This is a genomic window from Ruegeria sp. YTSA144 (genome assembly GCF_059610125.1).
Genome location: NZ_JBXWNA010000001.1, coordinates 1280302 through 1292705, shown reverse-complemented (window position 1 = coordinate 1292705; position 12404 = coordinate 1280302). Strand labels below are relative to the sequence as shown.

Sequence of the window (12404 nt, the reverse complement as noted above, 5' to 3'; positions counted from 1 at the left end):
GGAGCGATCACCACGTTGCGCAAGGCTTTGATGGCAGGCCTTTTCACGTGGTGCGGTTTTGCGGCCACAGCCGAACAAGTGGTGATTGCGGCTTTGGGAGACTCGCTGACTCAGGGCTATGGGCTGGTGGAGGAGAACGGGTTTGTTCCGCAGCTTGACCGTTGGCTGCACGCGCAGGGGGCGGATGTCAGGGTAATCAACGCCGGGGTCTCGGGCGATACCACGGCGGGCGGGGCCGCGCGCGTGGATTGGACCCTGACCCCGGATGTGGACGGGATGATCGTGGCCTTGGGTGGGAACGATCTGTTGCGGGGGATCGATCCGGCCGTCTCAAAGGCCAATCTGCGCAAGATCCTGGACGTGGCGCGGGGCGCGAATGTACCGGTTCTGCTGATCGGCATGCAGGCGCCGGGCAACTATGGGGCCGATTACAAGCAAGCTTTTGACGGGATGTACCCTGACCTGGCACAGGAGTTCGATGTCCTCTTCGCCGCCAGTTTCTTTGAAGGGCTTGCGGCCGAGGGCGACCCCGGTGCGGTATCGCAGTTCATGCAGCCTGACGGAATACATCCAAACGCGGACGGGGTGGCAAAGATCGTTGAATCACTGGGGCCGTCCGTTCTGAAGCTGGTTGATCAGGCAGATCGAGCGGAATAGGCGCCCATCCATGCGCACTCAGACGACTGTAACGACAGTTCCGATCGGGACCCGATTGTACAAATCGATCACATGCTCGTTCAGCATTCGTATGCAACCGTTGGACACTGCGCGACCGATGGTTTGCGGCTGTGTCGTGCCGTGGATACGGAAATAGGTATCGACACCGTTCTGGAACAGATACAGCGCCCGCGCGCCCAGCGGGTTGTCTCCGCCACCGGGTTGGACATAGTCATTGTCCTTGAATTTTGCGTAAGCGACGGGATCACGTTCGATCATCTCATCGGTCGGACGCCAGGTCGGCCATTCCTTTTTCACATCAATGGTGGCTGTGCCGGTAAACTCCAGCCCCGCCTTGCCGACACCGCAGCCATAGCGGATCGCCTTGCGAGGTTCAGTGACAAAATAGAGATAGAACGACCGGGGCGCGACCAGCAGCTGACCTGGTACAAACTGTTTTTTGATGCGCACGAATTGCGGTGTCGGATCATACTCGACCGCCTTTTTGGCGCTGGCGATGCCCGGCAACATGCTGGCCGCCGTTCCGGCCAGAAAAATACGGCGTGTAAACATCGAAACCCTCGTCGAATGACCAATAAAACTGAAACCAATTTCATCATGATATGATATTTGGTCAATTCTAGGGCAGACATCACGTGGTCGTGATGTGTCCTGCCTGCCACCGGAAGGTCGCGGCGGGAAAGGGGCGAGGGGGGATCCCCTCACCCGATCTCAAGCTCAGGCCAGCTGGATGCTGTCGGCGCTTTCGCGGCCGTCACGGCCGGCACGCAGCTCGTACGTGACTTTCTGGTTGTCGGCCAGACCGGTCAGGCCCGAACGCTCGACAGCCGAGATGTGCACGAATACATCTTTGCCGCCCTCTTCCGGTGCGATGAAGCCGAAGCCTTTGGTGGTGTTAAACCATTTTACGGTGCCTGTAGGCATATCCGTGTCTCCTGTTTGAGTGCTGCCCACGGAGTTGCGGCAGCCTGGCGTCGTCGGTCTGTATCGATAGACTGACTGCCGATGAAGGAGACAGTAGGTCGAATAGATAAACGTAAGCTCTTTTCATATGGCATCGGGGTGGGGGTGTGACAAGAGATTTTGTTGGGTTTGTGCATGGGTATGAGCGATTTCCGCCGTGCCTACATGCCCGGGGGCCGCGTATTCTTTCAAGGTGCCGCAGCCTTGCCCAGAATCGACGAACAGGTTGAACGGCTGCATTTGGTCATCACAGAAACCGTGCAGAGTGGTGTTCATGTCGGCAGATGGTCACGCGCCCTTTTCGCAGCAATGCAGGTCGCGATGGATGGAGAGAATCCCGCGCCACACGCCCCTGTCGTCGGCGCAAGGGACACGCTGCGATATCAGGAAACAAGCTGGCAGGCATGCCCGTTACTTGTAAAGTGCGCGGGCCTCGGCGAAGGACAGCAGACGACGGTTCTTCTCGTCCCACAGGTGAAGCCGCGCATTGGCAAGGCTTTCCCGAATGGTCATCCGGTTGCTGTTCGCCAGTTCTTCATGATCGCGCAGCACTTCGGTCAGGCGGTAGAACGGAATGCGGCTGTAGAGGTGGTGTACATGGTGGATGCCGATATTGGCACTGAACCACTGCAACACCGAGGGCAGGATATAGTGTGAACTTCCGTGCAGCGCCGCTTCATGCAGTTGCCAGTCTGCATCGGCGTCCCAATGCGTGTTCTCGAACTGGTGTTGTACATAAAACAGCCACACTCCGGCCGTTGCGGCAATCAGTGTCGACGGCAGAAAGATCAGCAACATCGGCATCAGCCCGCCAAAATAGTAGATGGCCACCAGTGCAATCAGAATGGCAAGATTGGTCGCCATCGCGCTGACCCAGAACCTGACGCTGTCTGTCAGGCCCAGCGGAAGGCGGTTTTGAAACAAAAACAGATAGCCAGGGCCAAGTACGAACAAAGTGATCGGGTTCCGGTACACGCGATACCAGAACCTGTTCAGTGGTGTTTTGGCCCGATATTCGGCCACGGTCAGGGTATGGATATCGCCCATCCCGCGCTTGTCCAGGTTGCCTGAACTGTTGTGATGTGCGGAGTGCGTGCGGCGCCAGACATCATATGGGGTCAGTGTCAGAACACCGATGCCGCGCCCGATCCAGTCACTGACGGTCCGATTCTTGAAGAACGCGCCGTGCCCGCAATCATGCTGGATGGCAAACAAGCGCAGCAGAAAGGCCGCATTGAGGACGGAAAGCGCAAAGGCCAGCCAATAGCTGACCGACAGTGACATCCAGGACAAAGCCCACAGCGCGAAAAAGGGGATAATGCTTATGCCCAGCTCAAAAGAGCTGCGCATTTGGTCCGGTTCGCGATATCTGGCAAGCGTTGTTACCCAGTCACGTGCGGCGGTGGTCTCCGGCTTTGGCCGGAGTGAGGGAGAGGGTTCAGTCATACGCCTGCCAGTCAAGTGTTTGCAGGCCACCGGATAGACGACCACCCCGACATAGCAAGCGGTTTTTGTAAAAGTCGCTGCATTTTACGGTCACTTTTCGGTCAAGGGCCGGCAGAGGTGCCCTTTGCGTAACACTTGGCTCGGGTCCCCATGCAGGAACTTCAGGGCGCAGGGCAATCTACAGGCTTGTCAAGTGCGTTTATCGGGCCTATACGCCTGCGGTGGCTTTCCGCCACGAGAATCAAAACCAAGAAATGCCGTGTTTGGCCCATCACGCTTCGGGGTCATATCCGGCTTAGGAGAAGCGACATGAAACTGAACGAATTGCGCGACAATCCCGGCGCCAGCCCGAAACGCACCCGCGTTGGCCGTGGTCCGGGTTCCGGCAAAGGTAAAATGGGTGGCCGTGGTATCAAAGGCCAGAAATCCCGTTCGGGTGTGGCCATCAATGGCTATGAAGGCGGTCAGATGCCATTGTACCAGCGTCTTCCCAAGCGTGGCTTCAACAAGCCGAACCGCAAGGAATTCGCCGTTGTCAATCTGGGTCTGATCCAGAAATTCGTCGAAGCGGGCAAGCTGGACGCTTCGGCTGCGATCACCGAAGACGCTCTGGTTGCGTCCGGTCTGGTTCGCCGCAAGCTGGACGGTATCCGCGTTCTGGCCAAAGGCGAAATCAGCGCCAAGGTGAACCTGGAAGTGACCGGTGCTTCGAAATCTGCCGTCGAGGCAGTCGAGAAAGCGGGCGGTTCACTGAAGGTCACAAAAGTTGCTGCGGCAGAGTAATCGCTTGTGAGCGGGCAAAGACCCGCTTACATAGACCTCAGAGTTTTCCAAGACGCCGTCCGAGCCGGAAAACGGTTCCGGGCGGCGTTTGCATAAGAGAGACCGATTTATGGTATCAGCAGCAGAACAAATGGCAGCCAACACAAGCTGGGCTGCTCTGGGCAAGGCCACCGATCTGCGCAACCGCATCCTGTTCACGCTGGGTTTGCTGATCGTCTATCGTCTGGGCACATTCATTCCGGTGCCGGGGATCGACGGAGCAGCTTTGCGCGAATTCATGGAGCAGGCGGGGCAGGGCATCGGCGGCATGATTTCGATGTTCACCGGCGGGGCGCTGGGGCGGATGGGTATCTTTGCCCTCGGCATCATGCCCTACATCTCGGCCTCGATCATCGTTCAGCTGCTGACATCGATGGTTCCCGCGCTCGAGCAACTCAAGAAAGAGGGCGAGCAAGGGCGCAAGAAGATCAACCAATACACCCGGTTCGGCACCGTGGCTCTGGCCACCGTTCAGGCCTATGGCCTGGCCGTTTCGCTGGAATCGGGCGATCTGGCGACTGATCCGGGGCTCTATTTCCGGATGTCGACCATGATAACGCTGGTTGGCGGCACCATGTTCCTGATGTGGCTGGGTGAGCAGATCACCGCGCGCGGTATCGGCAACGGCATCTCTCTGATCATCTTTGTCGGCATCATTGCCGAGGTTCCGGCTGCTCTGGCGCAGTTCTTTGCAAGCGGCCGCAGCGGTGCAATCAGCCCTGCCGTCATCGTTGGCGTGATCGTCATGGTGATCGCGGTCATCACTTTCGTGGTGTTCATGGAACGTGCATTGCGCAAGATCCACATTCAGTATCCGCGCCGTCAGGCCGGTATGAAAATCTACGAAGGCGGCTCAAGCCACCTGCCGGTCAAGGTCAACCCCGCAGGTGTCATTCCGGCGATCTTCGCCAGCTCTCTGCTGCTGCTGCCGGTCACGATCTCGACCTTCTCGTCAGGTGCCGCGAACGGGCCCGTCATGTCTTGGCTGCTGGCCAATTTCGGCCCCGGACAGCCGCTTTACCTGCTGTTCTTTGCCTCGATGATCGTGTTTTTCGCCTATTTCTATACGTTCAACGTGTCGTTCAAACCGGACGATGTGGCGGACAACCTGAAAAAGCAGAACGGTTTCGTGCCCGGCATCCGCCCCGGCAAGAAAACCGCCGAGTATCTGGAATACGTGGTCAACCGCGTGCTGGTACTGGGTTCGGCCTATCTGGCAGCGGTCTGCCTGCTGCCCGAAATTCTGCGGGGCCAGTTTGCCATTCCGTTCTATTTCGGCGGCACCTCGGTTCTGATTATCGTCTCTGTGACCATGGACACGATCCAGCAGGTTCAGAGCCATCTGCTGGCGCATCAATATGAAGGGCTGATTGAAAAGTCCCAACTGCGTGGCAAAGGCAAGAAACGCGGCAGAAAGGGAGCTGCTCGTCGATGAACATCATTCTTCTGGGCCCCCCGGGGGCAGGCAAGGGAACGCAGGCGCGTCACCTGGTTGAAACCCGCGGTATGATCCAGCTGAGCACGGGTGACATGCTGCGCGAGGCGCGGACCAGCGGCACAGAGATGGGCAAGAAGGTTGCAGCGATCATGGACGCGGGCAAGCTTGTCACCGATGAGATCGTGATCGGCCTGATCGAAGAGAAACTGACCACCGAAAAGGGCGCCGGTTTCATCTTTGACGGCTTCCCGCGCACGCTGGCACAGGCCGACGCGCTGTCGGCTCTGCTGACCAAGCTGGGTCAGTCTCTGCACACCGTGATCGAGATGCGTGTGGATGATGATGCGCTGGTGGAACGGATTACCGCGCGGTCAACCTGCGGCGGATGTGGTGAGGTCTACAACGACAAGACCAAGCCGATCCCGGCTGATGGAAAGTGCACCAATTGCGGCAAGGAAAACGACTTCGTGCGTCGCGCTGACGACAACGAGGAAAGCCTTCGCACGCGTCTGATGGAATACTACAAGAAGACGTCGCCGCTGATTGGCTATTACTACGCCAAGGGTGATCTGCGCCCGGTGAACGGGCTGGCGGACATCAAGGAAGTCACGGCGTCGATCGAAGTCATTCTCGGCTGAGTTCAATATGGGCTTGACGGCACCGCCAAAAGCCCATATCGACCCCCATCCCTAAAGGGAATCAAGATCGCGTGAGGGATTCGTCGCTTGCGCCCCGACCACCTCGAATAATACTGGACCCTCTGGCGTCACTGCCACGGTCAGGTGTTGTGAAAAAAGGTTCCGGAGTTACGGAACCGCAACAAAAAGGAAAGTGACACGTGGCACGTATTGCCGGCGTAAACATCCCGACTGCAAAGCGGGTACCTATCGCCCTCACATATATCACCGGTATCGGAAACACTTCGGCCAACGCAATTTGCGAAGCCGTAGGCATTGACGCATCGCGTCGTGTCAACGAACTGTCCGACGCCGAAGTTCTGGCCATCCGCGAACACATCGATGCAAACTTCACCGTAGAAGGTGACCTGCGTCGTGAAGTTCAGATGAACGTCAAGCGCCTGATGGATCTGGGCTGCTATCGCGGTCTGCGCCATCGCCGCAACCTGCCGGTTCGCGGTCAGCGTACCCACACCAACGCTCGTACCCGCAAAGGCCCCGCAAAGGCCATCGCTGGTAAGAAGAAATAAGGGAGGGTCTGACCGATGGCACGTGACAAGACTCGCGTTAAGCGCAAAGAGCGCAAGAACATCGCATCGGGCGTTGCCCATGTGAATTCGACCTTCAACAACACCAAGATCCTGATTTCGGACGTGCAGGGCAACGCCATTGCATGGTCCTCTGCCGGGACCATGGGTTTCAAAGGGTCGCGTAAATCGACACCCTACGCCGCTCAGATGGCTGCCGAAGACGCAGGCAAGAAGGCGCAGGAACATGGCGTCAAGACGCTGGAAGTCGAAGTTCAGGGCCCCGGTTCGGGCCGTGAATCGGCACTGCGCGCGCTGGCTGCCGTGGGCTTCAACATCACGTCTATCCGCGACGTGACGCCGATTGCTCACAACGGCTGCCGCCCGCCGAAGCGTCGTCGCGTCTAAGCGATTTTGAATTGAGCTGGGGCTGTGTTTCTGCACGGCCCCAGCACGTCATTTTGAACCTCGGGCGTCTGCACCTTGTTGGTCATGGGGTGCGGACAGGAATGGAGGGATTACATGATCCACAAGAATTGGGCCGAATTGATCAAGCCGACCCAGCTGGAAGCCAAGCCGGGCAATGATCCTGCACGTCAGGCCACCCTGGTTGCCGAACCGCTGGAGCGTGGCTTTGGTCTGACCCTGGGCAACGCCCTGCGCCGCGTTCTGATGAGCTCGCTGCAAGGTGCGGCCATCACCAGCGTCCAGATCGACAACGTCCTGCACGAGTTTTCGAGCGTGGCAGGCGTTCGTGAAGACGTCACCGACATCATCCTGAACCTCAAGCAGGTTGCCCTGCGCATGGAGGTCGAAGGCCCCAAGCGCCTGTCGATCAATGCCAAAGGCCCCGCAGTTGTCACCGCTGGCGACATCAGCGAAAGCGCCGGTATCGAGGTTCTGAACCGTGATCACGTCATCTGCCACCTGGACGATGGCGCAGACCTGTTCATGGAACTGACCGTCAACACTGGCAAGGGCTATGTCTCGGCCGAGAAGAACAAGCCCGAAGACGCACCCATCGGCCTGATCCCGATCGACGCGATCTATTCGCCGGTCAAAAAGGTCGCCTATGACGTTCAGCCGACCCGTGAAGGTCAGGTTCTGGACTATGACAAACTGACCCTGAAGATCGAAACTGACGGTTCGATCACGCCGGAAGACGCGCTGGCCTTTGCCGCTCGTATCCTTCAGGATCAGCTGTCGATCTTCGTCAACTTCGACGAGCCGGAATCGGCAAGTCGTCAGGACGAGGACGATGGTCTGGAGTTCAACCCGCTGCTGCTGAAGAAGGTGGACGAGCTGGAACTGTCGGTCCGTTCGGCAAACTGCCTGAAGAACGACAACATCGTTTACATCGGCGACCTGATCCAGAAGACCGAAGCCGAGATGCTGCGCACCCCGAACTTCGGCCGCAAGTCGCTGAACGAGATCAAGGAAGTGCTGTCCGGCATGGGTCTGCACCTGGGCATGGATGTCGAGGACTGGCCGCCGGACAACATCGAAGATCTGGCGAAGAAATTCGAAGACGCGTTCTAAGCGCGTCTTCCCCAATGCCCGGGCTGCCGGGGACAAAATGGGCATATCCCCCCCAAGGAGAGCCGGTGACACGCATCGCCGGCCAGACAAAGCAAAACGCGAAAGAAGGAACTAGAAAATGCGTCACGCACGTGGTTACCGCCGCCTGAACCGTACTCATGAGCACCGCAAGGCGCTGTTTGCGAACATGGCCGGCTCGCTCATTGAACATGAGCAGATCAAAACAACTCTGCCCAAGGCAAAAGAACTGCGCCCGATCGTTGAAAAACTGATCACTCTGGGCAAGCGCGGCGACCTGCACGCCCGCCGTCAGGCCGCATCGCAGCTGAAAGAAGACAAGGACGTCGCCAAGCTGTTCGAAGTTCTGGGCCCCCGCTACGCCGAGCGTCAGGGCGGTTATGTCCGCATCCTGAAAGCTGGCTTCCGCTATGGCGACATGGCTCCGATGGCGATCATCGAATTCGTTGACCGCGATCTGGACGCCAAAGGCGCGGCCGACAAAGCCCGCGTCGCCGCCGAAGAGGCAGCAGACGAAGAGTAAGATCTGACCCAAGGTCAGGATCGAACCTCCGTTCGGGAAACCGGACGGAGGTTTTTTCGTTATGGCATGCCGCGCATGTTGCGGGCCATACCCGACCGCTGACTTGCAATTCAGATTTTGTGTCAGCATATCTGGGCCAATCACAAAAACGGAGCCACCATGATCCGCGTAATGCTGACCCTTGTTGCCTTGACCTGCGCGACGCAAGGAATGGCCGAAACGAAAGTTCCGCAGTCACAGGCCGAGATTTCGTTGGGATTTGCCCCGGTCGTAAAACAGGCTGCGCCGGCGGTTGTGAACATCTATGCCAAGATCGTCCGGCATGGCCGGGCTAGCCCGTTTTTCTCGGACCCGTTCTTTCAGGATTTCTTTGGCCGGGGATTTGGCGAACCCCGTCAGCGTGTACAAAACTCGCTGGGTTCCGGGGTTATTCTGTCTGACGATGGGTACGTTGTTTCCAACTATCACGTGGTCGGGTCCGCGACCGAGATCCGGGTTGTCACGACGGACCGGCGCGAGTTTTCGGCTGAGGTTGTGCTGGGTCACGAGGAAAGCGATATCGCGATCCTGCGGCTGAAAGAGGCCGAAGACCTGCCCTATCTGACCCTTCGCGATTCCGATCAGGTCGAGGTTGGAGAGCTGGCCCTGGCCATCGGAAACCCATTCGGGGTGGGGCAGACGGTGTCGTCCGGCATCATCTCGGGGCTGGCGCGCACGGGCACGGCAACCGGGAATGGCCGCGGGTATTTCATTCAGACAGATGCTGCAATCAACCCCGGCAACTCCGGTGGGGCGCTGATCGACGTGAATGGCCAACTTATCGGGATCAATACCTCGATTCTGACCCGATCGGGTGGATCAAATGGCATCGGCTTTGCCATCCCTGCCAATCTGGTGGCGCAATTCCTCAAGCAGGCGCAGCAGGGAAATGACAGTTTCGTCAGCCCGTGGGCGGGTATGTCGGGTCAACACATGAGCGCGGATATCGCGGAATCCCTCGGTCTGGCTATCCCGTTGGGCGTTGTGATCTCTGACCTGCATGAACTCAGCCCTTTGCGCGACGCAGGGTTCAGAGTGGGAGACGTGGTAACCCATGTGGACGGGGATGAGGTAAACTCGCCCGCCGAGATGAAGTTTCGGATGTCGGTCGCCGGGGTTGGTGGAACCTCGGTTCTGACCCGTTTGCGCGGTGCGCAAAGTGAAGATGTCGAGGTGGCCCTTATCAAAGCCCCCGATGTTCCGGCCGCCGAAGAAACGACGTTGAATGACAGAACCGTTCTTCCGGGCTTGGTGGTATCTCGGGTCAATCCTGTCGTGATCACCAAGATGGGTTTGTCGCTGTCGCAGATCGGTGTCGTCGTGGTGGATCCCGGCCCGTATGGTGGAAGGGCGGGTTTGCGAACCGGTGATATTCTTGAAAGCATCAATGCCGAAGAAATTCAGCGCCCACGGGACGTTGAGACCGCGCTGACCGACCCGGGCCGTTACGTGCAGATAGGTTTGCTGCGCGGGGGGCGGTCCGTTTCTTTGCGGTTCCGGTTGTGACCTTTGAGTGATCTGTTCGATACCGGGGCGGCTGAACCCGCCGCTTCTCCTCACCGGCCTCTGGCTGACCGGTTGCGGCCTCGAACCCTGGCCGAGGTGATCGGGCAGGAACAAGTGCTGGGCCCCGAGGCCCCGCTGGGTGTCATGCTGGCGGCAGGTAGTTTGTCCAGCCTGATCTTCTGGGGTCCACCCGGAGTTGGAAAGACGACGATTGCACGGCTGTTGGCGCAGGAAACCGATCTGCATTTCGTTCAGATCAGTGCGATCTTTACCGGTGTGCCGGATCTGAAGAAAGTTTTCGAGGCCGCGAAAATACGCCGCCAGAACGGGCAGGGCACCTTGTTGTTCGTGGACGAGATCCACCGTTTCAACAAGGCTCAGCAAGATGGGTTTCTGCCCCATATGGAAGACGGCACCATTCTGTTGGTCGGCGCAACGACCGAGAACCCGTCATTCGAGCTGAATGCCGCTGTGCTCAGCCGGTCGCAGGTGCTGGTGCTGGAACGGCTCAGCCTTGCCGATCTGGAGCGTCTGACCCAGCGGGCCGAAAAAGAGCTGAACCGTGCGTTGCCATTGACGCCTGCCGCACGCGATGCGTTGCAGGAGATGGCCGATGGCGACGGTCGGGCTTTGCTGAACCTGATCGAACAGGTTTCGGCGTGGAAGGTGGATGCGCCGCTGGGCCCTGATGCGCTGTCGACGCGATTGATGCGGCGGGCCGCAAAATACGACAAGTCCGGTGATGAGCATTACAACCTGATCTCGGCCCTGCACAAATCGGTGCGCGGCTCTGACCCGGATGCGGCTTTGTATTGGTTTGCGCGCATGCTGACCGGGGGCGAGGACCCAAGGTATCTTGCACGCAGGATCACACGCATGGCGGTCGAGGATATAGGCTTGGCCGATCCACAGGCGCAGGCCATTTGCTTGCAATCGTGGGAAACCTACGAACGACTGGGTTCCCCGGAAGGAGAGTTGGCGCTTGCTCAGGCGCTGGTCTATCTAGCGCTGGCGCCAAAATCCAACGGCGCCTATGTCGGCTACAAGGCGGCAATGCGATTGGCCAAGCAGTCGGGCAGCGAGCCACCGCCCAAGCATATCCTGAACGCGCCGACCTCTTTGATGAAGGATCAGGGTTACGGCGCGGGCTATGCCTATGACCATGATGCCGAGGACGGGTTTTCCGGTCAGGACTACTTCCCCGAGGCGATGAAACGCCCGGTTCTGTATCAGCCGGTCGAGCGCGGGTTCGAGCGTGAGCTGAAGAAACGCCTCGATTACTTTGCCAAGCTGCGGGTGCAGCGGAACGGCTAGTTACGCAGGGTCAGTCGTGGGCGTTCCGCGGCGTCACAGGCGACAGGATTGAAATTGGACGCTTCCCTTGGGTCAACGCATGCAGGGGAGGACTTGATATGTCGGTTTCAATCGAAAAATCCGAAGATGTCTGGACCGTCATTCACGACAGGCCGGATGCGCGGAACGCTGTTGATACGGAACATGCCGAAGCTTTGGCAGAGGCATTTCTGAGTTTTGAGGCCAGTTCGGCCAAGGCTGCGGTGTTTTGGGGCCAGGGTGGCAATTTCTGTGCAGGGTGGGATCTGAAACTTGCCGCATCGCTGGCCGATCCGGAACGGCGTGAGGCTTACTTTGATAAACTTGCTTTTCCTATCGGGTCAGCCCCCTCAACGCTTGGGCCGATGGGACCGTCGCGGCTGGAGCTTTCGAAACCCGTCATTGCTGCGGTTGAAGGCGCGGCAGTGGCCGGAGGAATGGAGCTTGCCTTGTGGTGCGATATACGGGTGATGGCGGAAACGGCTTACATGGGTGTTTTTTGCCGACGTTGGGGGATTACCCTGATGGATGGTGGCTCGGTCAGGTTGCCGCGTCTGGTGGGGCAGGGCAAGGCGTTGGAAATCGCTCTGACCGGTCGCAAGGTCGAAGCTGAAGAGTGTTACAGGATTGGGTTGGCGGAAAAGGTCGTCCCACAAGGCACAGCACGCAGTGCGGCTGAAGACATGGCTCATGTTATCGCCCGTTTCCCGCAAGAGGCCGTTCGGGCAGACCGCCGATCGATCATAGAAACGCGTGGAATGCCGGTACGTGACGCGCTCAAGGTCGAATGGGCCAACGGGTTGGACGCCATTCGCCGTGAAGGTACAGCTGGGGCTGCCCGTTTCCGGGATGGAGCAGGGCGGCACGGCGACTTCTCGAACATCTGAGAACCATAG

Annotated in this window: 14 protein-coding genes; 11 read left to right on the top strand and 3 right to left on the bottom strand. The window is 58.6% G+C overall.

From position 1 onward, the window contains the following. The first annotated feature begins 30 nt into the window (after window positions 1–30). Window positions 31–657 carry an arylesterase gene (locus tag AC2FF8_RS06510; protein ID WP_170346433.1) on the top strand — a complete coding sequence of 209 codons (627 nt, stop codon included), beginning with the start codon at window positions 31–33 and terminating at the stop codon, window positions 655–657. A gap of 18 nt (window positions 658–675) precedes the next feature. Here the strand turns inward: AC2FF8_RS06510 and AC2FF8_RS06505 are convergent, their stop codons facing one another. The 3 genes from AC2FF8_RS06505 to AC2FF8_RS06495 form a co-directional block, all read right to left on the bottom strand. Then, window positions 676–1230, bottom strand: coding sequence for a L,D-transpeptidase (locus tag AC2FF8_RS06505; protein WP_170346434.1), 555 nt, complete (start codon window positions 1228–1230; stop codon window positions 676–678). A gap of 165 nt (window positions 1231–1395) precedes the next feature. After that, window positions 1396–1602, bottom strand: a complete 207-nt coding sequence (locus AC2FF8_RS06500; RefSeq protein ID WP_170346435.1) for a cold-shock protein — start codon at window positions 1600–1602, stop codon at window positions 1396–1398. Between the two features lie 450 nt (window positions 1603–2052). Beyond that, entirely contained in the window at window positions 2053–3087 is a 1035-nt protein-coding gene (locus AC2FF8_RS06495; RefSeq protein WP_496879217.1) for a fatty acid desaturase, read from the bottom strand. 309 nt (window positions 3088–3396) lie between these two features. Here AC2FF8_RS06495 and rplO point away from each other — a divergent pair, with 309 nt between their 5' ends. The 10 genes from rplO (at window position 3397) to AC2FF8_RS06445 (ending at window position 12395) form a co-directional block, all read left to right on the top strand. After that, a complete protein-coding gene (gene rplO / locus AC2FF8_RS06490) occupies window positions 3397–3870 on the top strand; it encodes a 50S ribosomal protein L15 (protein WP_496879216.1) in 474 nt (157 codons plus the stop codon). A gap of 109 nt (window positions 3871–3979) precedes the next feature. Beyond that, window positions 3980–5344 carry a preprotein translocase subunit SecY gene (secY, locus tag AC2FF8_RS06485; protein WP_210093297.1) on the top strand — a complete coding sequence of 455 codons (1365 nt, stop codon included), beginning with the start codon at window positions 3980–3982 and terminating at the stop codon, window positions 5342–5344. Then, window positions 5341–5985, top strand: coding sequence for an adenylate kinase (locus AC2FF8_RS06480; RefSeq protein WP_425078896.1), 645 nt, complete (start codon window positions 5341–5343; stop codon window positions 5983–5985). Before secY ends, AC2FF8_RS06480 begins: the two co-directional genes overlap by 4 nt. 200 nt (window positions 5986–6185) lie before the next feature. Then, window positions 6186–6554 (top strand): 30S ribosomal protein S13, encoded by a 369-nt coding sequence (gene rpsM / locus AC2FF8_RS06475; protein ID WP_170346440.1) that lies wholly within the window; start codon window positions 6186–6188, stop codon window positions 6552–6554. 15 nt (window positions 6555–6569) lie between these two features. Further along, a complete protein-coding gene (rpsK, locus tag AC2FF8_RS06470; RefSeq protein WP_093965380.1) occupies window positions 6570–6959 on the top strand; it encodes a 30S ribosomal protein S11 in 390 nt (129 codons plus the stop codon). Between the two features lie 114 nt (window positions 6960–7073). Further along, the gene (locus AC2FF8_RS06465; RefSeq protein ID WP_117870179.1) at window positions 7074–8090 is read left to right on the top strand and encodes a DNA-directed RNA polymerase subunit alpha; all 1017 of its coding nucleotides are present in this window, start codon (window positions 7074–7076) and stop codon (window positions 8088–8090) included. A gap of 118 nt (window positions 8091–8208) precedes the next feature. Continuing rightward, a complete protein-coding gene (rplQ, locus tag AC2FF8_RS06460; RefSeq protein ID WP_170476977.1) occupies window positions 8209–8631 on the top strand; it encodes a 50S ribosomal protein L17 in 423 nt (140 codons plus the stop codon). Window positions 8632–8790: 159 nt separating this feature from the next. Further along, complete coding sequence (locus AC2FF8_RS06455; protein WP_496879215.1) at window positions 8791–10176, top strand: trypsin-like peptidase domain-containing protein; 1386 nt, start codon at window positions 8791–8793, stop codon at window positions 10174–10176. A gap of 3 nt (window positions 10177–10179) precedes the next feature. Next, complete coding sequence (locus AC2FF8_RS06450) at window positions 10180–11490, top strand: replication-associated recombination protein A (protein ID WP_496879214.1); 1311 nt, start codon at window positions 10180–10182, stop codon at window positions 11488–11490. Window positions 11491–11588: 98 nt separating this feature from the next. Beyond that, window positions 11589–12395, top strand: a complete 807-nt coding sequence (locus AC2FF8_RS06445) for a crotonase/enoyl-CoA hydratase family protein (protein ID WP_425078893.1) — start codon at window positions 11589–11591, stop codon at window positions 12393–12395. The last annotated feature ends 9 nt before the right edge of the window (window positions 12396–12404 follow it).